The following is a 21792-nucleotide window of genomic DNA, read 5'->3' as shown; positions in this document are numbered from 1 at the left end:
AAATCATACAAAAAACGAGGGATAAATCAACACTCATAATTAAATTAAGATGAGAAAAATAAATAAAAAGTTAGAATATTTGACAAAATTCAGCGGCACAAAACTCTTTTCTAACGACCTAAAATAATAAGTTAAAAGAACGCTTCCTATCTTCTGACTGTAGATAATGATAATGTTATAATCAAAAATGAATAAAAAACGTTATTTAAAAATTCCATTGCATATAAAATAACAAAATAAAAATTATTATTTTTTTTATAAATCACTGATTTTGATAAAATAAGTAAAGTTATTTTTGAAATAACGCAAAAAAAGCCTCAAACAGCGTTCTCTGTTTGAGGCTTTTTCAACTATTTTTCCTTTAATGGATCAATTAAATAAATGATCCGCCATCCACAAAAGTGGTATAAATATGCTCGTCCGCCACTGAATCCCCTTGGATCGATTGTACGATTTTCTCAGCTGCCACCATGCCCCATCGATGTTTCGAATAGGAGATCGTCGCTAAGCGCGGCTGCACAAAAGCGCCTAATTCCGTATTATCAAACCCGATGATGCGGATCTCTTTTCCGATGCGATAGTCGGTCTCGCGGACATATTTGTAGACCCCGATCGCCATTTCATCATTGAAGGCAAAGATATCAATGGGAAACTGGGGATCATTTGCTAAGAGCTGTTTTGCCGCTCGATAACCAGAAGGTTCCGTGAAGTCACCAGGAATGACTTCATAAGGAATACCAAAGCGCGTCAATTCTTTCGTACTGGCTTCCAAGCGCTCCCGACTGTCGTAGCCTTTTTCTGGTCCTGCTAAGAGGAAGACTTTTTGACTTTGTCCAGCGATCAAGCGATCGATTGCCAGCGCAGCCCCTCCTTTATTGTCTAACAAGACTTGATGGATGTTTTCATGAGACAAGACACGGTCTAACACGACGATTTGATGCCCTCGTTGGGCGTATTGCTCGATCTCCTTTGCTGGAAACGTCCAATCCAAAATGATGGCACCATCCACCATCCGCTCAGGAATAAACAAGTGTGACTTCTTGCCGCTGCAGACGATCATTTCATAGCCGAAAAGTTCCAGCCCTTTCTTGATACCATCTAGCAATTCCCCATAAAAACTTCCGGCATAATCGGCGAGATAAACACCGATGATGTTGGTTTGTCTGCGTTTCAGTGTGCGAGCAGCCATGTTCGGAACATAGTTCAATTCGTTTGCGATCGCTTGAATCCGCGCGCGGGTTTCCTCGGTCACTTTTGGACTGCCATTCAATGCATACGAAACGGTGGATATGGAGACACCCGCTTTTTGGGCAATATCTTTGATTCCTACCATGGCTTCTCCTTTCTTAACGATAAATATCGATCGTATTGGTTTGGTTTTCGTTTAATTTGGCGCAAAGTGCTGCTTTCTTCAGGACAAGCGCACCTTGACGGTAGCGATTTTCCGCAAACTCAGTGGACATTTCTTCCCCGTTGATCAATACTTTCGGCGTACTTGCCGAATGATAGACGATTTCGACCGGCCGATCAAAGAGTCGATACGTCAGTGTCAACCCTGCTAGCTCCGCTGGCAAGACGGGATCAAGTTCAACGTGATCAACAAAGGTACGAATGCCTAACACATTGCTGATCAACTGATTCATATAGATCCCTGGACCACTAGAATAGATGCGCCAGCCGCCTTTGACGCCGACTGCTGCCTCCTTAAGTTTACCAAAATTTTCTTGGGCTTCAACCCTTGTTTTGAAATCGCCATCAGAACTGCTGAAATACGCATTTGCTTGACGAATCTCCGCGTTTTCGACCCGTTGAGCGATCTGGATCGGATTGATGACCCCAAGCGCTTGCCAAGTCTCTTCTTCTCGACCTAATTTCGCCATCGCTTCGGTAAAGCGGATGTGGGCGTGAACGTACTGCAAACCGATTTCTCGTCCAAAGTTGGCTGCTTGTTCTGCTCGCTTGAAATTGGTGCTGACACCACCCGCATAAGTCGCTGGACGATTCATCAAGCGCACCCCATCTGGAAATTGCAAATGCTCCTTAATGATCGCCACATGATGATCGGCTTGTTCGGGAGATAACAGCTCACCGATCATGCTTTGTTGCATCGGCAGCAAGCGGTATTGGATACCAGTTTTCTTGTCAGTCGGATGGACCATCAGTTCCACGTGCTCGCTATCTTCCATATAGACAAATCCTGGCAAAGTGCCATCAGCTAACATGTATTTTTCAAAGTCGTGTTTGATGCCCTTAGACAGTTCTGTTAAATGTTTGGCATACTCTGGGTCAAATGCCTGCAACTGGCTGGCTAATTTTTTCAATACTTCATAGGTCAAGGCAACGGTCCAGCTGCTGGCCATTTGTTTCTTCAACTTACTGTTATTTGGCTGCAAGGTGTCATCCCAATCGCCATCGCCATAACAAGACAGGTACGTTCCTTCCAAGAAGTTCGCTTCGATATACGCCACTTCTTTTTTCAAATGATCAAACAACGAAGCTTTGGCCTTGGTTTTCAGGAAGGTTGCGCGATCCGTATAAGGCAGTTCTTTTTCCAAAATCGCGAAATCTTTGGTTTTTTCGAGATAGTCACTAACGACTTTCATTGGCCAGACGATCACATCTCCGTGGCTCTCATCGGCTTTTTGTTTCTCATAGCGATCAAACATAAACCATTGTGGCCAGTTGCCGTCATCTGCAAATTGATTTTCAAACAAATGCTCGATGATGGACGCCACCATTTCAGGACGATTAAGTGCTAAGAAATACTCAGTCGGTCCTTGGGAAACGTCTCGAGTCCCCCAAGCAGCACCACCGTACTGTTCAAGACCATGAGGAGACAGGTAATGAACAAGCATATTGTGGGTGTACCAACGTGCCAAGTGATTGAAGGATGTAACGTCCGCCTGCGAATGTTTCAATTCAAACTGATTCAACAAATCATCGACAAAGGCCGTATAGGCAGTGTCTTCTTGCTGGCGATCTAACGTTTCGGAAACAAAGGGTTCACCAGTCAGTGTGCCTTGGATCACGAAGGAAACCGTCGCCTGTTCTGCAAAGGTCAATACGGTCGTGCTATCAGCAGCGGCCACATTGAAGATTGCTTCATCGGTCAGTTCAAAAGGTTGAGCTGCATGGAGATAATACGTCAATTCTGGATAAGTTTCCGCAATCGGTGAATCCGCTGTTCCTTTGATGGTGAGCAATTGCTGGTCTTGCGTAACAGTAGCAGTCGGTGCGGCTTCATCGATCCCCATCACAAATTGATTAGTGATGGCCCAGGTGTAGGCACGTCCTGCTTCACTGGTGATGGTGGTTGCGATCGTGCGTCCGTTTGCTTTCGTGAAGGTCGTTACTTGAATGACATCATCCGCTGTTTTGTAGTACCACGTCGCCGAATTCAAGCCCATTTCAAAAGCAGTTGGCATCGTTAAAATCCGCCATTGATCGCCGTCTTTCAGATAGATCCGCTGACCAGAACGTTTGAACAGATTCAATGAGTTGCGGCTATTACTCAACAATTTGTTCATGTTCGTATTGCCTAATACGATTTGGGAGTTAAACATCCCCGTCATGTAAACAGTCGTGCTCAAAATGGGGTGATCGACGATCAACTCTTGTCCGCTCATCAAAATATGCCCATGGGAGCGTTCCATCTGTGCTTCTTTTTCCTTCAACACGACATGGTGATAGTCAGGGGTAAAAAAGGAATAAAGCTGCTTATCAACGATTTCCACTGCTTCTTGCTGCGGGAACCGTTCGTTGATTTCTTCTGTGGAAAATGTCAGCCCTGTGAGCGGTCGACCGAAGTTTTTTCGTGGCTGCGCCGTTGCTTGCAACGAGTCAAAGGACAAGGCTTGATACGTTTCTTTCAGCGTTTCAAGTGCAAACTGCGGTTCATTGACTGCCGTCGCTTGATTGGCTTTGACCGCTGCGTAAAAAACGATTTCTGTAGGCGTCTCACTTACCGTCAACCATTGCGTTTGCAGTGCCGTATAGGCAAATTCGTATTGATACACTTCATTGGCTAACGTTTCTTGGCTAAGTGCAGCTGGTTGATTCGTTTCTTTGTAGCTGCGACCGAAAAATTGATAGCCATCCGTCGAGAAGCCTTTTAAGGCTTGGAAGCTGCCCTGTTCCACTAATGGAAATTGACCATTTTGTGGTTGATTTTGGCGCGAAGAAAGCACGATGCGACTCTTATCATGGCTAACATGATGGTCGATATATTGCGAAACATAGGCTTCATTGGATTGAACAGCACCTTTGGCGGCATTACCAAGATCTTGTCCGTAAACTAGTTCCGCTTCCCCAGAACCACTCAATTGAACCCGCCAGAACCAGCAATCTTGTGCCAATTGGAAATCAACTTGGTAATCGATGGACTGGTACGTCCCAGTCCAAGTCAGCTGTTTGTCTGAGTAGGCAAAGGCACTGTTAGCATTTGAACCGATCAAGGGAATAAAGGACAACTCCCCCGCCTCACGCAGACGTAGATAGATTTGATTCAAACTACCATCTAGCGCATTTCCGTTCAACTGATTGATCATCACACCGTGACTTTGGATCTCATATAAATCACCGTTTGGTAAAAACGTCACGGTCGTATTTGCGTTATTCATCACTATTTTTTTCGTCATAGAAACCTTCCTATCTTACCTAACTAATTGCAGGGTTGTTTGTTGGGTGTCTCGGCTGTTCCCACCAATCATGATGTGGAATTTCCCTGGATCACTGCTTAATTGTTGGTTGCTGTGGACATAGCGCAGCAGTTCTTCCGTGATCTCAAATTGAACGGTTGCTGATTCGCCAGCCTCTAGCCAAATTTTCTTAAAGCCTTTCAGTTCTTTCACTGGGCGAACCACTTCACCGACTAAATCGCGAATGTAGCATTGGACCGTTTCCCAGACCGCTGCTGTTCCTTGGTTCGTAACAGTGATGGAAGCCGTGACCGTTTGATCTTTGGTCATAGTCGGCTGATCCAACGTCACCGCAGAATACGCAACTGGGCTATAACTCAAGCCAAACCCAAATGGATATTTGGCATAATTGGAGACATCCAAATATTTCGAGACATATTTTTCATCCGGTGCACTTTCATAAGGACGACCGGTATTGTCAACGTTGTAATACACAGGAACTTGTCCAACGGTTTCTGGGAATGACATGCTCAAGCGACCGCTTGGATTGTATTCTCCCCACAGGATCTGAGCAAGTGCGTTTCCGCCTTCGGTTCCAGGGAACCAAGCCTCGACGATCGCTTTGGCTGCATCCACACCTTGCAAATCAAGAGGACGACCGTTATAAAGAGTTACGATCAATTGCTCGTTGTATTCTTTTAAGGTTTCAACCAAGGACAATTGGGCTTGCGGCAAACGAATGTCGCTGCGGCTGGCAGCTTCACCGCTCATCCATTCCTGCTCTCCTAGCGCTAGGACCACTTTATCCGCTGCCTTCACTAATTCGATCGCTTCTTGGATCGCCGCTTCAGACGGTGCAAAATAATCAAAGGGCTCTTGACCGATCAACAGATCCGCACCCAAGGCTTGAGCACCCTCCACTAATGTCACTACTTCTTCTTGTTTTCCTTGCCAGGACCAAGCACCTAATAGATCACGGGAGTGAGCACCTGGGCCCACGATCGCGACTTTTTCGGTTTTCTGCAACGGCAGAACACCTTCATTTTTCAACAACACCATTGATTTCTTTGCGATATCGCTGGCGATCTCTCGGTGTTCTTGAGACAAAACAGTGGCTGCTTCAGCGGCTTCATCAGCGCCGCGGTATGGATTTTCAAATAGCCCCAGCTCATTTTTCAAGGTCAAGATTCTTAGCACCGCTTCATCGACTAAGGCTTCCTCAACGGTGCCTTCTGCGATCAACTCTTTCAAGTTATCGGTGTAGCAAGTCGTCATCATCTCGATATCGACCCCAGCTTTGATGGCTAGTTCAGCGGCATGTTTTTCATCCTCCGCTACGCCATGAGCGATCACTTCTTTGATTGCTGCCCAGTCAGAGATCACAACGCCTTCAAACCCGAATTCTTCTCGCAAAACATCGCGGAAAAGCCAGCGATTAGCCGTTGCTGGAATGCCGTCTACCGTATTAAAGGAGGTCATCACCAGCTTGGCACCAGCATCAAGGGCTGCTTTATAGCCTGGCAAATAACTTTCTCGCAGTTGGCGTTCTGACATATTGACCGTGTTGTAATCGCGACCACCGATAGCCGCACCGTAAGCCGCAAAATGTTTGACGCAAGCAGCCACGCGGTTGAAATCCGTTCGCAGATCATCCCCTTGATAGCCTTTGACGAAGGCTTCAGCGAAGCGACTGTTCAAGTAAGGATCTTCCCCCGTCGATTCCATGACACGGCCCCAGCGTGGGTCTCTTACTAAGTCCACCATCGGTGAAAAGGTCACATGCAAGCCAGAAACAGCTGCTTCTTTGGCAGATACTTCCGCCATTTTCTCCGCTGCTGCCAAATCCCATGAACTACCTAATCCTAATGGAATCGGGAAAATCGTCCGAAAGCCGTGAATGATGTCCGCCATCAATATCGTCGGGATATTCAAGCGGTTATTGGCGATATACTCTTTTTGGACGCGGATCGCTTCTTTTGCACCAGAAACACCTAGCGTTGTTCCCGCATTGTTGATGTTTTCTTGTGTCAGTCCTAAGTCGCCCATCGGACCTGTTTTCTCTTCTGCTTTATCTGAATAAAAAGCCGCTGCCAGTTGCAGCAACTGATCGATTTTTTCATCTAAGGTCATTTCTGAAAGTAGTTCGGTTAATTTCTGCTGTTCCATTTTTATTCATCCTTTGCTTTCTTCAAATTGGACTTCTGCTTCTAAAGGGAAATGATCGGAGGGAAAACGACGATCATAAGAATCCGTTAGACAGGCGGTTTTGACCACCGTGAAGCCTTTCGTATAGATATAATCAATTTCTTCTAGTTCTTGCCATGGTAACGTATAAATAAAATTTTGATAGGAGCCTTTTGGCCCATGATGGGGCTTTTGTCCATGTTCTTTGGCATTTTGAAAATGCTGCTCTAAGTACCGATGCACCCGCTCCGTTGGCTCCGCATTCAAGTCGCCCATCAGCAATACAGGATAGCGTTCGATTTGATCTGCCAGCTGCTCAAGGATCACTTTCATCCCTTCAAAACGAGCCATTTCTGAAATATTATCTAAATGAGTCGTGATAGCAAGAAAAGGCGGATTCTTTTTTTCCTGCAAGACTGCCCAAACACATAAGCGTGAATACGCAGCTTCTGGATGAATACTTGGTTCAGTCGGTGTCAATGACAACCAAAACGAACCTGAATTTAATAACTCGAAAGCCTCTTTTTGATAATACAGTCCGATGCCTTCGCCTAAGCCATCCCCGTCACGTTCAGCCGTGACGGAAGCATACTGCGCTAACTTTGCTAAATCTGCAAATTGGCTGGGACGAGCTTCTTGGATCGCCAGAACATCCCAGTCGTAGTAATCGATCAAGGAGCAGACCGCCTCCGATCGATAGTGCCATTGCCATTCTTGGTCATAGTCAGTATCGACTCGTAGATTATAGGTTGCTGCTTTCATCTGCATTCATTTCCTTTGAGTAATTTTGTGATTTGCTGCATCTCACGACGGATTTGTTTCGCTTCGCCGCCGCCATGCCCTTTATTTAAGTAAATACGCAATTCTTTCGGTCCAGGAATCTTTTTATAGGAAACGAAGAAATCTTCCATGGGACAGATGGGATCAGCACTGCCGACCGATGTATAAACAGGACCAGTTATCTGATGAGCAAAATACTTCAAATCAAAATAACTCATGACTTGATAGATCGTTTCCCGCGTTTCTGGAAATTGTTCGATATACTCTTGAATCACCTGGTAACTTCCTGTTTTTTGTTCGATCCGATGGACAAGATTGGAGTGGCTTGGCACATCGGCAAACGTCGCAAAAATCGGGACGTTCGTTAATGCGTTGACCAATAAGGCGATGCCGCCTCCTTGTGAGCCGCCTCTTAAAATAATGCGCTGCGGATCGATTTCCGGTATCTGTTGAAGGACTTCTAGTGTGCGCAAACTATCTGCGACCAATCGCTTCATATAAAAATCTTCTTTTTTCAAGATGCCGCGTCCAAAAGGTGCTTCATGCTGCGTGGTTTCATAGGGAACCTGATCTTGCGTGCGTCCCCCTTGTCCGCGATTGTCGATGACAAGACAGCCGCAGCCGATCAATAACCAATGAGCAAATTGGACCGGTTCTTGCACATGATTCATATAGCCTAAAAAATCAATCACGATTGGACAATCTGCCGCTTGTTCTGGCAGCAACAGATGCCCATAGATCGTTTCATTACCAAGACTTTGAAAAGAAATCGTAAAACAATCGATCCCTTTCAGCAAAGGCGCTTGTTTGGTTCTTTCAAAGGCTAGCGGAAGGGTGTCAAGTTCTTGTTGGACCGAAGCCCAAAAATAGGATCGATCCTTCGCTGTGGATTCAGTCATTTGTCTCTTCCCCCTTCGCTAATACTTTATTGAAAAACAACACTTGGACAAAGGCTGAGCCTGAGATCCCTAAACAAACAAATAAGAATAGGTTCACTTTGCTGCACAATACAAAGACAAGAATGGGGATCACCAATAAAATGATCGCATTCGCCGTACTGCTAAGAACCGCATAGGCCGTTTCTTTTGCTGTTTCTTGCAATGATTGGGCAAACAAGCTGTACAAGAGAACGAACACGACGAGATACAGCGCAGCCAAGCTGACGAGGATCACGGCTAAAACGCCAAAGTAAGGTGTAATCATCATCAAGGAATAGATCAACCCAGCAAAGACTGCGACATACGCAATAATAAGACCTTCTAAGAAGAGCCCACGTTTGAGGTTGCTTAAGAATGCTTGCTTGTATCGCTGCCAAATCGGGACATCCCGTTCCTTGTACAATTGATCGATCGTCTGATACAGCGCGATCAATGCTGGTCCTGCGAGGATCAGCGTCATTGCTGGAATCATAAAGAGAAAACTAACAATGATCATATCTGCTAAAAAAGCAAAGACCCGATAGTACCATCCTTCATAAGAAAATAGTCGATTCATTATGATCCTCCAATCAAAACTTGCTGATTTGTGCTGCGGGTGCTACGTAAACTTGTTTCTTGCCTTCTTGTGAATTTGGGTCGCTTCTCCACGTACAGTTTTCTGGGTTGCAGGTTGCACGTCTCACTACGTGAGCCAATCGCAGTGATTCTTTGTATGGACACTACGCTCCCTGCGGTCGCCTAGTACTTTGAAACATCAGATTTTGCGCAAAGTGCGCGCAAAACCTGTGTTTCTTTGGTTGGTCACTACGCTCCTTACAGTCGCCTAGTACTTTTCATCATCTGCTCGTCTCCGCTTTCGCTTCGCCTACAGTTGCACTAAGCAAAACACACTAAGTGCAGCTTGCATGTCTCACTACGTGAGCCAATCGCAGTGATTCTTTGTATGGACACTACGCTCCCTGCGGTCGCCTAGTACTTTGAAACATCAGATTTTGCGCAAAGTACGCGCAAATCCTGTGTTTCTTTGGTTGGTCACTACGCTCCTTACAGTCGCCTAGTACTTTGAAACATCAGATTTTACGCAAAGTGCGCGCAAAACCTGTGTTTCAAAGCAAAGGAGAGGAAAGGTCTTTTTTTTGGCTTCCTTTCCTCTCCTATGGGGGTTATTTTAGTCGTTCGCGGTTTTCGGCCATTTTTTCAGTTTTAATGTCTTTGATTGCATCCCAGTTGTTTGAATCTAAGAAGCTTTCAAAGTCGGTTAGTGTGCTGTCAAATGTTCCTTCATCTTTTGAACGGATCAGTGAGATGATCGTGCTGTTGATTTTGGTTTTGATGGCTGTGTTTGAACGTGCTTCAGCAGTTCCAGCATCTGGATCCGTATTTTCGATCACAAAGTGTGGATACAATTTGCCTTCGCCCCACTCTTGCATTTGAGTCAACGCATTTTCGGTTTTGACTTTCAGTGCATTGACACGGTCATTGTTAAAGTAGTTGAAACGGCTGATACCATATTTTTTGTTGTAGCCTTCGTTGTCGGTTTGTTCCATTTCTTTGATTTCTGGCAAGTAATCGATTTTGCCTTCATCGTTGTATTCATACGTCACGCCTTCAACACCGAATTTTGTCAAAATTTGTCCTGGTTCATCGATCAAGTACGTGAAGAGTTGGGTTACTTTTGCTGGATCCGCCGCATCTTTTGTGATGTAGTTGATCAACCAGCCAGAGATTCCTGTTTGGTTCAAGGTTGCTTCACGACCAGACGTGCTGGCAGGGCCATCGATTGCGATGTAGCGTGTGTCAGAGTTTTTCATGAATTCAGTGAAGTTCCCACCTTGTCCGCTCGTTCCTGCGACTAAGATCGTTGCATAGTCCCCTTGTTTTACTTTTTCATCATAGGTTGGACCGTCATCGGTAAAGCTGTCATCACTGATGTTGCCGTCACGATACACTTGATTGAAGGTTTTCAACCATGAGATATATTCTTCATCTAAATTACGGTCGTAGAACGCACCATCTTCATCTTCTAATGGAACACCTAAGAAATCTTGCAATTTATCTAAGAATGGTCCTGCTGTTTCGCCGATCGTTGTGAAGCCCATTGGTGTCAAATCAGGGAATTTCTCGCTGATTTCTTTCATGACTTTCACATAGTTTTCTGGCGTCGAAACATCTGGTTTGCCTAATGCTTCATAGACATCTTCACGGATCACAAAGTTGTCGTTGACGGGAATATTGCCGCTTTCGTAGTCTGCTGCTGTGTTGGAATAGTTTGGATAGCCATAAGTTTTGCCATCATCTAAAGCAAACCATTTGAAGGTATCTTCGGTCACGACATTCATCAAATACGGATCGTATTGTTCCGCTAAATCGTTCAATGAGTATGCCCAGCTATCAGCTTTTGTGGCTGCTTGGCTGGTTTTATCCATCAACGTCACGATATCAGGCATATCACCACTTGAAATCAAAGCGTTTAATTTCGAATCATCCCCTGAAATAAATTCAATATCAATGTTCAAATCTTTTTTGATTTGGGCTGTCGTCACATCTTCACCAAATGGCAAAGCTGTCCAGTCTGAATTGATGTACCATGTGATCTTGGTTGGTTCTTCTTTGGTATCGAGTTTCCATGCTGGTGTCTTTTCATCTAACTCATACCGATCTTTGATAGAAAAATCCGAACTGCTGGCATTGTCTGAGCTGCCGCCACATGCTGCTAAGCTGAGTAATGCTGATGCTGCCAATAAACCGCCTACTACTTTTTTCATGTCTATCCCTCTTTCTATTCTTTTACTGCACCGGCCATCATACCGCCGATAAAGTGTTTTTGAAGCAATGGATATATAATTAAAATTGGCACTGTCGTGATGACGATCGTAGCCAACTGAACCCCACGGGTCGTTGCTTGGACGATAAAGTCGGTACTACCGCTTTCAGTCATCGTACTCAAGTTGGATTGGACGATGATTTCATAAATCTTCATTTGCAGTGGATAGAGATACTCTTTTGTGATATACAGTTTTGTCGTCATAAAATCGTTCCATTGGCCAACCCCGTTGAACAAGATGATGGTTGCCAAGGCCGGTTTCGTTAATGGTAAGAAGATTTTATAGAAGATTTGGAATTCACTTGCACCGTCGATCTTCGCAGATTCTTCGAGTGAAGGCGGAATCTCACGGAAAAAGTTCATTAAAATCACGACATCATAGTAGCTGAACAAGGCTGGAATAATGTAGACCCAGAAAGAATCCAGTAATCCTAGCGAGCGAATCAGCAAGTACGTTGGAATCATCCCACCACTGAAGTACATGGTGATGACCCCCATCGTTGTATAGATGTTGCGGCCGACCAAGCGTGATTTACTCAATCCGTAAGCCACGATCGCACAAAACAAGGTATGGGTCGCAGCCCCAAGAACCGTTTTTAACACTGAGATCAAGAAGGCACGGGGGATACTTGCGTCGGAAAAAACTTTCCGATAGTTTTCCCAGGTAAAGCCTTTGGGCCATAACACGAGGCCGTTGCCCGCTAATCCAGAACTAGAAGACACGGAGGAAACCAAGATATTCCAAATCGGTACGATGATCATCAATGAGAATAAAATCAAGATCACGGTATTGAAGAAGTAAAACCACGTGTTTTCTTTTGCTTTTCTTTTGATCATGTTTTTTCCTCCTATAAGATAACTGAATTGCCGTTGTTCAACTTGCGGGTCACTCGATCCGTGATCACCAATAAGATGACGGAAATGACCGCGATCCCCAAGCCGACAGCAGTTGCATAAGAGAAATCACCTTGCGTCAACCCCATTTTATAAACGAAGGAGTTGATGACTTCTGAACGGTTTTGGTTCTGTGAATTCATTAAAACTAATGTTTGATCTAGGTTTGACCCTAAGATACCGCTCACATTCAGAATCAAGTTTAAGGAGATGATCGGTGTCAGTAATGGCAATGTGATCGAACGAATCTGTCTTAGCTTGCTGGCACCATCGATTCGTGCGGCTTCATAAAACGTTGGATCGATCCGCGACATACCTGCCAAGTAAAGGATCGTTCCCCAGCCGACTTCTTTCCATAGATCCGAAAGGACCGCGATCCACCAATATTTGCTTGGATCCAATAGATGATTGACCCCTTTGTCCATCAATCCTACGGACATCAGCACTTGGTTGATAAAGCCGTTCGTTGACAGCCAAGAAATCATCATCCCACCTAGCACGATCCATGAGAAAAAATGGGGAATGTATGAAACCGTTTGAATAAATTTCTTCAAGCGGCCATCTTGCATTTCAAAAATCATAATGGCTAACACAATCGGGATCGCAAAACCTAAACCTAATTTCAATAAGCTGATGGCTAACGTATTTCTAACCGCTTCCCAGAAAAAACTGTCATTCATAATGATACGGAAATTCTCTAACCCGACCCATGGTGCTGATGAAATCGTGTCAATCACCGTATAGTTTTTGAAAGCGATTATAATTCCGTAGATCGGAATATAATTAAATACGATCATAAATGCCACGCCGGGAAAAACCATCCAGTGAAGCTGCCGTTGACTATAAAACTTTTGCAGTTTACTCATACACAAAATCTCCTTCTTTCTATCCTCGCAACACTACGTATATCTCCACATTTTGGTGAAACGTTTCTACAAAAAGATTATATCCGCTGCCAATCGAAAATGCAAGCCTTTCCAATTATTTTTTTCAGCTTTTCTTTTTTCACAAATTTCGTTGGGTTCCTCACAAATGAAAAAGCTTTCATATCAGCTTTTTCAGAATAAATCCTTTTTACAAACATTTCCTTTTAATCAAATTTCACAAATATTGTATTTTTTCAACATCGATTAATTCACAGAAATCATTAAAAAATAAAAAGAAACGTTTCACCAAAAGCACAAAAAAGCAGCAATCATCGTTGATTGCTGCTTCGTTCTATTCACTTCTTTTGGGATAGCCAAAATGGTCATAGGCTAACGGTGTTGCGATCCGCCCACGCGAGGTGCGTTTCAAAAATCCTTTTTGGATCAAAAACGGTTCGTACATATCTTCCACTGTTTCGGTTTCTTCCCCGATATTGACAGCGATCGTACTTAATCCCACCGGGCCGCCTTGATACAATTCGATCATCGTGCGGATCAATTTCTGATCGATATAATCCAAGCCAGCATGATCGACTGCCAAAAGCGCCAATGCCTGGTCAGCAACGGTGCGATCGATCAACCCATCCGCTTGCACTTGCGCATAATCGCGAACTCGTTTAAGCAACCGGTTGGCGATCCGTGGAGTGCCTCGGGATCTGCGGGCGATTTCGATCGCCCCTTCTTCCACGATATCCGTTTCAAAGATCGACGCAGTCCGCTGCACGATCTCTTTTAAATCATGGTCTTCATAATATTGCATATGAGAAATGATCCCGAAGCGATCCCGTAGTGGCGCCGAGAGCATCCCCGCCCGCGTCGTTGCGCCGACTAAGGTAAATGGCGGGAGCGGAAAATGAACTGGGTGAGCCGTTGTCCCTTGCCCCACCATGATATCCACATAAAAATCTTCCATTGCCGAATAAAGCATTTCTTCGGCGACACGAGGCAAGCGATGGATCTCATCGATAAACAGAACATCCCCCGGCTGCAGCTCATTCAAGATCGCAATCAAATCCCCTGGTTTTTCGATCGCAGGACCGCTGGTCGTCTTGATTTGGACCTGCATCTCGTTGGCGATCACCATTGCCATCGTTGTTTTCCCTAAGCCTGGCGGACCATATAAGAGGACATGATCCAACGCCTCTTCTCGATTTTTCGCCGCTTGGATATAAATCGAAAGCTCCTGCTTGACTTTGTCTTGTCCGATATATTGGGCAAGGGTTTGCGGACGCAAGGATTTTTCGATGATCTCTTCTTGTTCTGTGCTTTCTGGCGAAACAATTCGTTCATCCATCGTCTACTTGCTCCTTACTTTTTCATCATCAATCGGAGAGCTTCCCGCAAGTACTCATCCGTCGATTTTGTGGTATTCGCCGCTAATTGTTTTTCGGCTTTCTTGACTTCTTTTTCGCTATAACCCAATGCTTTCAAGGCTTCCATCGCTTCATCTAAAGCAGTCGTTGCTACGCTTAGAGGAACGATCGCTTCTTCTCCAACCAGTTCAGCCACTTTGCCTTTCAAGTCTAGGATCATTTGCTGCGCCGTCTTTTTACCGACACCTGGGAACTTAGTCAAATAATTGACGTCCCCATTTTCGACTGCCGTGATCAACCCTGTATGGTCTTCATTGGCCATGATTGCTAACGCACTCTTTGGTCCAATACCTGAGACACTGATCAATTTTAAAAACAACTGCTTGCCTTCGATCGTGGCAAAGCCGTAGAGACTATGAGCATCTTCACGAATCACTTGGTGCAGATAGATTTTTACTTCTTGGTTCAACTTGCCGCTAAATGAATACGGATTGCCAAAAGCGATCTGATAGCCGATGCCATGGGTCTCAACGACGATATACGCCGGAAAGATATCCGTTACTTTTCCTATGATATATTCGTACATGTGATTTCCTTTCTGTACATATGTTCCCTTTATTGTAGCACAGACGAGAGGGCAAAAAAAGGACTGTGAACGAAGGAAAAGGCTTAGCAGGAAACAAACGGAGGAAAAACCGTTGTTTCAGTCGCATTTTTTCAAACGAGACATGCTGCTGCGTCTTTTTTTCGCACACAGTTCCTAATACTTACTCAACGAGTGATTTGAATTCGCCATAGCCTTTTTCATCCATTTCTGCTAAAGGGATGAACTTCAATGCTGCCGAGTTGATACAATAGCGCAAACCGCCTTTGTCCTGAGGACCGTCTGAAAAAACATGTCCTAAATGAGAGTCAGCTTCTTTGCTGCGGACTTCTACCCGATGCATGCCGTGAGAAAAATCGGCTTTTTCTTGAATATCTTGGCGACTGATCGGTTTCGAAAAGGACGGCCAGCCACAACCTGCGTCATATTTATCAGTAGAAGCAAACAATGGTTCTCCGTTGACGATATCAACATAGATCCCTTTTTCATAAAAATCATCATACTCGCCAGTAAAGGGGCGTTCGGTTGCATTTTCTTGGGTCACCGCATATTCGATCGGCGACAACTTTTCTTTTAATTCTTTTTTATCTGTCATTTTTTCACCTGCTTTTCCTCTAGACTCATCCTGTATGCTCTATCATGCCTTTTTTCTTAGCGAATGTAAAATGACTTGCTCAAATTGCTTAAGGGTTTTGCAGCTTTTGCCAACGAGTCGTTGGTTCCGCAAAATGGTAGAAATGCGGTTGGTCTTTTGTATAGATTTCTTCGATTAAGACAGCTTCTGGCAAGTTGCCAAACAACCCAGCCGCAAAAAAATAGGTGTGTGCTTCTTTGAGGTAAAAGAACAGGCTCGAGCCGCATTGACTGCAGAATCCTCGCTGTGCCCACTCAGAAGAATCGTAACGTCGCAGCCACTTCGCTCCTTGAAGAGTCATCTGGTCCTCAGCGCATGGCGCAAGAGCAAACATCGGTCCGCCATGAAATTTCTGGCAGAGACTACAATGACAAACCGTGATTTCTTTCGCAACTCCCGTCAAGTCGATCGTGACTTTGCCGCAAAGACAACTACCAGAAACATCCATCCTTATTCCTCCTCCGTAAACTCTTGCAACAACTGATAGACCGTAGCGACAGGAAATCCTACGATCGTATAAAAATCGCCGTTTATCGATGAGACAAATATTTTGGCTGCCCCTTGGATCCCATAGGCGCCCGCTTTGTCTTGGTACTCATCTAAGGCAAGATACTTGTCGATCTCTTGATCCGTCAAAGGACGAAACACAACTTCCGTCGAAACCACTGCTTGGCGTTGCTGTTTGCCTTTTTGCAAAACGACGGCGGTATGCACCCAATGGGTACGTCCGCTCATTTTTCGCAACATCGACCGAGCATCTTTACGGTCGACTGGCTTTCCTAAGATTTCTTCATCCACCACGACCGTCGTATCGCTCGCGATCACCAGATCTTCAGGATTGGTTTGTGCAATAGCCGCCGCTTTTTCTGCTGCCATCCGTTGGACATAAGGGATCGCAGCTTCGTTTGGTCGGACCGATTCGTCGATATCTGCTGGTATGACCGCAAATTCCGAGACTAACTCTGCTAATAATTCTTTGCGCCGCGGCGACTGTGAAGCCAAAATAATCATTCCATGCCACTCCTTGCTCGATGAGGATCTTGAATCCGTTTGAACATCCGCTCCATGTCGCTGTTGGTGAAATGGATCAGCACCGGACGACCATGGGGACAGTTGAAGGGATTCTCGCATTTCGCTAAATCTTGCAACAAGATCCTAGCTTGTGCTTCATTCAAATAGTGATTGGCTTTGATGGATCGTTTGCAGCTCATCATGATCGCGGTTGCTTCACGAAACTTTTTGACACTGACACTTCCTGTCGTCAATAACATATCGATCATTTCGCGGATGATGGCTTCTTCTTCACCGCTAGGGTACCACGTCGGGTGCGCTCGGACGATGAAACTATTGGTCCCAAAAGATTCCAGATGGATCCCGACTTCTGCCAGCTTGTCGCTTTGTTCTTGTAATTGCAGTGCATCGCTGTTGGGATAATCCAAAACGATCGGCACCAACAATTCTTGCAGGTCATTGGTCACTTCGCCGATTTTTTCGCGGTAATACTCGTATTTGATTCGTTCTTGCGCCGCATGCTGGTCGACGATATATAGCCCCGCCTCGCTTTGGGCAAACAAATAGGTCCCATGCATCTGCCCAAAATAATCCAATTGGGGAAAACGCTCCTTCGCTGGTTCTTCTTCCAGCAACCGTTCGACCGTTTTTAGGTAGTTGCGGTCATCCCCATGCATTTCAGGATGCAGAGTCGCTTGACTTTGCAGATCCTGCGCCGTAAGCTCTGGCGTCTCATCTGGGAGAAAGACTGGCGCTTCTGGCAGCGACGCTTTTGTTTCCGTCTGGCCTTCCACAAATGGTTTTCGGACAGGCTTATTTGGCAGCGTCTCTTCCAAACTGCGAAAGGTTTCCTCGGTTTCTTCCAACAGGTTGTCGCTAGATTCCTGTGGCATTTCTGGAAGTTTTCCACCTTCCTCCACAGGTTTTTCCACAGACTTATCCACAGTCTGTTGATAAGTGTTGCTCTGCACCTCAAATTTCCCTGTTTCGCGATTATAAGACAACCCAGAAGTCGAATTTCCTGCTGACTCCAGTTCCAAGCCAAGCTGCTGGGCTTTTGGCTGATCGGCAACTTTTTTCTTAAAACGCAGATTGTCAGCCGCGTTAGGAATCAAATTGATTTCCCGCAGCGCCTCATTGATGGCTTTACTGATTAGCTTGGTCAATTCTTCTTCTTTTGACAAACGAACTTCTTGCTTAGTCGGATGAACGTTGACATCGACTAATAAGGGGTCCATTTTGATTTCAAGGACAGCTAATGGAAAACGACCGACCATCAATTTTGATCCGTAACCAGCAACGATCGCTTTATTCAAAGCGAAGTTGCGAATATAACGACCATTGATGATCGTGGATAAATAGTTGCGGCTGGCTCGGGTGACTTCTGGCAGTGACACAAAGCCAGTGACTTTAAAGTCGAGGTCCTCAGTATCGATCGCGATCATTTTTTTGGCGGTTTCCACCCCGTAGATCCCTGCGATGGTTTGTTTTAACTGCCCACTTCCAGTGGTGCTCAACATCTTATTGCCTTCATGAACGAGACGAAAAGCCACTTCTGGGTGGCTCAGGGCGATCCGATTGACGATATCGCCGATGTTCGCTAGTTCCGTTTGCAGCGTCTTGACATATTTCAAACGTGCCGGTGTATTGTAAAAGAGGTTTTCCACAGTGATCTTGGTTCCTTGCCGCAAGTTGGCAGGCAGATGCTCTTCAACAGCGCCGCCTTTTAAGCGCACAAAGGAGCCTTGTTGGGCGCCTTTGACTGCCGTTTCAATCGAGAGGATTGAAACCGAAGCGATACTAGGCAAAGCTTCCCCGCGAAACCCGAGGGTACGTATTCGAAACAAGTCATCCCGATTGTGGATTTTACTGGTGGCGTGGCGTTTAAAGGCATTCAAGACATCCTCTTCTGCAATTCCTTCGCCATTATCGATGACTTGGATTTTACGCAAGCCCGCTTCTTCAATAAAAATATCGATTTGGGTACTGCCGGCATCCACGGCGTTTTCAACTAATTCTTTGACGACAGAAGCCGGTCGCTCAACGACTTCTCCTGCCGCGATTTGGTTCGCCAGACGTTCGGATAACTCTTGGATCTTTCCCATCTGCTGACCTTCTTTCTAAATTCGTTTTTGCAGCTCGTACAATGTATTCAGAGCATCCATCGGGGTCATTTCCAACAGATTCAATTTCTTCAATTGATCGATGACGCCGATTTCTTCCGTAGATACTTCACTAAACAACGACAACTGCTGACTTTCTTCGACGACGGGTTTTGGCTGTACCGTCGGTTCATGTTCTTCCAGCGCTTTTAAGATCGTGGCTGCGCGCTGTAAGAGTGCACTTGGCAGTCCAGCGATTTTGGCTACATGGATCCCATAGCTTTTATCTGCGGGCCCTTCCATCATCTTATGCAAGAAGACGACTTCGCCTTCTTTTTCAACGGCACCAACATGGACATTGCGCAAGTGCGCCAATTCCTCATCTAAAACCGTCAGCTCATGATAATGGGTGGAGAAAAGTGTTTTGGCATGAACTTCTTTGTGGATATATTCAATGATGGCTTGTGCCAATGCCATCCCATCATAGGTCGCAGTCCCACGCCCTAACTCATCAAACAAAATCAAGCTGTTAGGCGTTGCATGACGCAGCGCTTGGTTGGCTTCCATCATCTCCACCATAAACGTGCTTTGACCGGCGATCAGGTCATCGCTGGCACCGATGCGAGTAAAGATCCGATCAAAAATCGGCATCTCTGCAGATTGTGCGGGTACGAAACAGCCGATCTGCGCCATAATGACTAGCAAGGCAAACTGCCGCATGTACGTACTTTTCCCAGACATATTTGGGCCTGTGATCAACAAGATCTCTGTTTCTTCATCCATCACGATACTATTCGGAATGTACTCTTGGTGACCAAGGACTTTTTCCACTACAGGATGACGGCCGTCGATGATCGATACCGCTCGTTTTTTCGCTACTGTCGGTCGCACGTATTGGTAGCGTTCCGAAACTGTGGCGAAACTTTGTAAGACATCGACCGCACTGACGGCTTTGGCTAACTTTTGTAGACGGGTGATACTCTTTTTCACTTCTTCACGGACGTCAAGAAACAGGCGGTATTCCAAATCCACCGATTTCTCTTCGGCTTCTAAAATCAAAGTCTCCAGTTTTTTCAACTCGGGGGAAATAAACCGTTCCGCATTGGCTAACGTTTGCTTGCGCTCGTAGCGAGAGGTATCTAAATTCACTAGATTGGCTTTCGTGATCTCAATGTAATAGCCAAAGACGCGGTTGAACCCAACTTTCAGGTTTTTGACTCCCGTCGCTTGGCGTTCGTTGGCTTCTAATTCCGCCAACCATTGCTTGCCGTTACGCATCGCTGTACGGTATTCATCTAATTGTTGATGGAACCCGTCTTTTATAATGTTGCCTTCCGTGATCTGTAACGGGGCATCTTCATCGATCGCAGCTTCGATCAGTGCAACCAAATCATCTAAGGGCGTTAATTCCAGCAGCAAGTCATTCCACTCGCCACGGTTGATGCCTTGCAGCAATTGCGCGATCAAAGGCACTTGCTCCAAAGAAGATTTCAACTGCAGCAAATCGCGGCCATTGACATTTCCGAAGGCGACCCGTCCGACTAAGCGTTCCATGTCATAGACTTTCGTCAACGCTTCTTGCAGATCTGCTCGCTCAAAGAAACTGTCCAGTAACGATTGGACCATTTCTTGGCGGGCAGTGATTTTCTTTGGCTGGATCAAGGGACGGTCTAACCATTGCTTTAACAAACGGCCACCCATTGCGGTTTTTGTCTCGTCCAACAACCACAAAAGAGTCCCTTGTTTTTTGCCAGTTCGAATCGACTGCGTCAACTCTAAGTTGAATTTGGAATAATGATCCATTTTCAAGGCATGATTGGGCTGATATTCCACGGCTTGTTGAATATGCGCTAAACTGCGTTTTTGGGTGATCGCCAAATAACTTAGCAACTTCCCTGTGACTACTTTTTCTAACTCTTGGGAGAGAGGTTCTGTTAAAAATTGAAATTCGGCATTTTCTTCCAACGTTTCTTGCTTAGAAAACACGACATTCAAGCGATTGGTCAGTGTTGTTTGCAATGACTCAGGGATCTCGCTGCACAAAACGACTTCTTTCGTTTGCAGAGCGGCGGCCTCATTGACGACAGCTTCTTCATCTTCCAATTGCGCTGCTTTTAATTCACCGGTACTTAGATCGACATAAGCAAAGCCAAAACGCTCCCCTTGCTGCAAAACAGCTGTCAAAAAGTTGTTTTCTTTGGCGGATAGGCCTTTGCTGTCCATCACCGTTCCCGGCGTGATCAGTTGAACGACTTCGCGTTTGACCATTCCTTTGGTGGTTTTTGGATCTTCCACTTGCTCACAGATCGCTACTTTGTAGCCTTGCTCGATCAAGGTGTCGATGTAATTGCTGGCAGCGTGGTAAGGCACCCCACACATAGGGATCGGTTCCTCCGCATTTTTGTTGCGGCTGGTTAACGTCAGTTCTAAAATTTGTGCTGCCTTGACAGCATCCTCATTAAATAATTCATAGAAATCCCCTAAACGATAGAATAAAAAAGCATCTTGGTACTGAGCCTTGATGCTTAAATACTGTTCCATCATCGGGGTATTTTTAGTTTTTTGAGGCATTGGTTTCATCCTCCTCGATGGCTTTATTCATTTTCTTTTGGATCTCCGTCGTGACATATTGCAGCAATTCATCTGCTTGCAGTAACGCTTGGCGATAAGCAACCACTAAAGGATGCTGCTCGTATTCGTTTGTCAATGACGCATAACGCTGCTCGGCAGCTTTTTTTGCTTCGGGTTTCTCATAATGCTCAAATTGAACGATCTCTTTTTGCGCTTGCTTCAGCGCTTCTTCCAGCTCCAATAGCCCTTGGTTTTGCAAGGCTCGTGCTTGAATTTCTTGAAATTCTTGAACGATCGGATGATCAGACAAGAGCCTTTGCAAAGCAGCCAGCTCTTGGGCAACGTGTGGTTCCTTGGCTAATTGCTCTTCCATG

Annotated in this window: 17 protein-coding genes; all 17 read right to left on the bottom strand. The window is 45.4% G+C overall.

The window, feature by feature from the left end; translation table 11 throughout:
* Window positions 1–373: 373 nt before the first annotated feature.
* The 17 genes from IGI73_RS01715 to IGI73_RS01635 all read right to left on the bottom strand — a co-directional run bounded on the left by IGI73_RS01715 (window position 374) and on the right by IGI73_RS01635 (window position 21791).
* The gene (locus IGI73_RS01715; RefSeq protein WP_428206895.1) at window positions 374–1333 is read right to left on the bottom strand and encodes a LacI family DNA-binding transcriptional regulator; all 960 of its coding nucleotides are present in this window, start codon (window positions 1331–1333) and stop codon (window positions 374–376) included.
* A 13-nt stretch (window positions 1334–1346) separates the two neighbouring features.
* Entirely contained in the window at window positions 1347–4637 is a 3291-nt protein-coding gene (locus IGI73_RS01710; protein ID WP_428206896.1) for a GH36-type glycosyl hydrolase domain-containing protein, read from the bottom strand.
* 15 nt (window positions 4638–4652) lie between these two features.
* Window positions 4653–6803: a glycoside hydrolase family 3 N-terminal domain-containing protein gene (locus IGI73_RS01705; protein WP_373192408.1), complete on the bottom strand. Its 2151-nt coding sequence runs from the start codon at window positions 6801–6803 to the stop codon at window positions 4653–4655.
* Window positions 6804–6809: 6 nt separating this feature from the next.
* Window positions 6810–7589, bottom strand: a complete 780-nt coding sequence (locus IGI73_RS01700) for an endonuclease/exonuclease/phosphatase family protein (RefSeq protein ID WP_142424761.1) — start codon at window positions 7587–7589, stop codon at window positions 6810–6812.
* A complete protein-coding gene (locus tag IGI73_RS01695; protein ID WP_428206897.1) occupies window positions 7580–8500 on the bottom strand; it encodes an acetylxylan esterase in 921 nt (306 codons plus the stop codon). The genes IGI73_RS01700 and IGI73_RS01695 overlap by 10 nt, the downstream gene beginning before the upstream one ends.
* Window positions 8493–9095 (bottom strand): DUF624 domain-containing protein, encoded by a 603-nt coding sequence (locus tag IGI73_RS01690; RefSeq protein ID WP_015508834.1) that lies wholly within the window; start codon window positions 9093–9095, stop codon window positions 8493–8495. Before IGI73_RS01690 ends, IGI73_RS01695 begins: the two co-directional genes overlap by 8 nt.
* 607 nt (window positions 9096–9702) lie before the next feature.
* Window positions 9703–11304 carry a sugar ABC transporter substrate-binding protein gene (locus IGI73_RS01685; RefSeq protein WP_005227174.1) on the bottom strand — a complete coding sequence of 534 codons (1602 nt, stop codon included), beginning with the start codon at window positions 11302–11304 and terminating at the stop codon, window positions 9703–9705.
* A gap of 14 nt (window positions 11305–11318) precedes the next feature.
* Entirely contained in the window at window positions 11319–12200 is an 882-nt protein-coding gene (locus IGI73_RS01680) for a carbohydrate ABC transporter permease (protein WP_005227173.1), read from the bottom strand.
* Window positions 12201–12211: 11 nt separating this feature from the next.
* Entirely contained in the window at window positions 12212–13123 is a 912-nt protein-coding gene (locus IGI73_RS01675; RefSeq protein WP_005232388.1) for an ABC transporter permease, read from the bottom strand.
* Window positions 13124–13475: 352 nt separating this feature from the next.
* Complete coding sequence (gene ruvB, locus IGI73_RS01670) at window positions 13476–14477, bottom strand: Holliday junction branch migration DNA helicase RuvB (RefSeq protein ID WP_142966933.1); 1002 nt, start codon at window positions 14475–14477, stop codon at window positions 13476–13478.
* 14 nt (window positions 14478–14491) lie between these two features.
* A complete protein-coding gene (ruvA, locus tag IGI73_RS01665; RefSeq protein ID WP_005232405.1) occupies window positions 14492–15082 on the bottom strand; it encodes a Holliday junction branch migration protein RuvA in 591 nt (196 codons plus the stop codon).
* A 181-nt stretch (window positions 15083–15263) separates the two neighbouring features.
* Window positions 15264–15695 (bottom strand): peptide-methionine (R)-S-oxide reductase MsrB, encoded by a 432-nt coding sequence (gene msrB, locus IGI73_RS01660; protein WP_008376288.1) that lies wholly within the window; start codon window positions 15693–15695, stop codon window positions 15264–15266.
* An 88-nt stretch (window positions 15696–15783) separates the two neighbouring features.
* Window positions 15784–16182, bottom strand: a complete 399-nt coding sequence (locus IGI73_RS01655; RefSeq protein ID WP_270287894.1) for a GFA family protein — start codon at window positions 16180–16182, stop codon at window positions 15784–15786.
* Window positions 16183–16184: 2 nt separating this feature from the next.
* Window positions 16185–16745: a Maf family protein gene (locus tag IGI73_RS01650; protein WP_015508832.1), complete on the bottom strand. Its 561-nt coding sequence runs from the start codon at window positions 16743–16745 to the stop codon at window positions 16185–16187.
* Window positions 16742–18850, bottom strand: a complete 2109-nt coding sequence (gene mutL, locus IGI73_RS01645; protein ID WP_428206899.1) for a DNA mismatch repair endonuclease MutL — start codon at window positions 18848–18850, stop codon at window positions 16742–16744. The genes IGI73_RS01650 and mutL overlap by 4 nt, the downstream gene beginning before the upstream one ends.
* Window positions 18851–18865: 15 nt before the next feature.
* Window positions 18866–21418, bottom strand: coding sequence for a DNA mismatch repair protein MutS (mutS, locus tag IGI73_RS01640; RefSeq protein ID WP_332281823.1), 2553 nt, complete (start codon window positions 21416–21418; stop codon window positions 18866–18868).
* A complete protein-coding gene (locus IGI73_RS01635; protein WP_010748643.1) occupies window positions 21402–21791 on the bottom strand; it encodes a YlbF family regulator in 390 nt (129 codons plus the stop codon). The genes mutS and IGI73_RS01635 overlap by 17 nt, the downstream gene beginning before the upstream one ends.
* Window position 21792 lies beyond the last annotated feature (1 nt).

Origin of the sequence: Enterococcus sp. DIV0755f (assembly GCF_051713725.1) — a bacterium.
Classification (GTDB): Bacteria; Bacillota; Bacilli; order Lactobacillales; family Enterococcaceae; genus Enterococcus_D; species Enterococcus_D casseliflavus.
The sequence above is the reverse complement of the archived record's forward strand: the minus strand, read 5'-3'. Positions and strand labels throughout refer to the sequence as shown.

Bases quoted from the DNA above. Each gene is read 5' to 3' on its own strand.
- mutS (WP_332281823.1), bottom strand. From the start codon at position 21,418: ATGCCTCAAAAAACTAAAAATACCCCGATGATGGAACAGTATTTAAGC.
- mutL (WP_428206899.1), bottom strand. From the start codon at position 18,850: ATGGGAAAGATCCAAGAGTTATCCGAACGTCTGGCGAACCAAATCGCG.
- ruvA (WP_005232405.1), bottom strand. From the start codon at position 15,082: ATGTACGAATATATCATAGGAAAAGTAACGGATATCTTTCCGGCGTAT.
- IGI73_RS01710 (WP_428206896.1), bottom strand. From the start codon at position 4,637: ATGACGAAAAAAATAGTGATGAATAACGCAAATACGACCGTGACGTTT.
- IGI73_RS01700 (WP_142424761.1), bottom strand. From the start codon at position 7,589: ATGCAGATGAAAGCAGCAACCTATAATCTACGAGTCGATACTGACTAT.
- IGI73_RS01705 (WP_373192408.1), bottom strand. From the start codon at position 6,803: ATGGAACAGCAGAAATTAACCGAACTACTTTCAGAAATGACCTTAGAT.
- IGI73_RS01650 (WP_015508832.1), bottom strand. From the start codon at position 16,745: ATGATTATTTTGGCTTCACAGTCGCCGCGGCGCAAAGAATTATTAGCA.
- IGI73_RS01655 (WP_270287894.1), bottom strand. From the start codon at position 16,182: ATGGATGTTTCTGGTAGTTGTCTTTGCGGCAAAGTCACGATCGACTTG.
- IGI73_RS01675 (WP_005232388.1), bottom strand. From the start codon at position 13,123: ATGAGTAAACTGCAAAAGTTTTATAGTCAACGGCAGCTTCACTGGATG.
- msrB (WP_008376288.1), bottom strand. From the start codon at position 15,695: ATGACAGATAAAAAAGAATTAAAAGAAAAGTTGTCGCCGATCGAATAT.
- IGI73_RS01685 (WP_005227174.1), bottom strand. From the start codon at position 11,304: ATGAAAAAAGTAGTAGGCGGTTTATTGGCAGCATCAGCATTACTCAGC.
- ruvB (WP_142966933.1), bottom strand. From the start codon at position 14,477: ATGGATGAACGAATTGTTTCGCCAGAAAGCACAGAACAAGAAGAGATC.
- IGI73_RS01695 (WP_428206897.1), bottom strand. From the start codon at position 8,500: ATGACTGAATCCACAGCGAAGGATCGATCCTATTTTTGGGCTTCGGTC.
- IGI73_RS01690 (WP_015508834.1), bottom strand. From the start codon at position 9,095: ATGAATCGACTATTTTCTTATGAAGGATGGTACTATCGGGTCTTTGCT.
- IGI73_RS01715 (WP_428206895.1), bottom strand. From the start codon at position 1,333: ATGGTAGGAATCAAAGATATTGCCCAAAAAGCGGGTGTCTCCATATCC.
- IGI73_RS01635 (WP_010748643.1), bottom strand. From the start codon at position 21,791: ATGGAAGAGCAATTAGCCAAGGAACCACACGTTGCCCAAGAGCTGGCT.
- IGI73_RS01680 (WP_005227173.1), bottom strand. From the start codon at position 12,200: ATGATCAAAAGAAAAGCAAAAGAAAACACGTGGTTTTACTTCTTCAAT.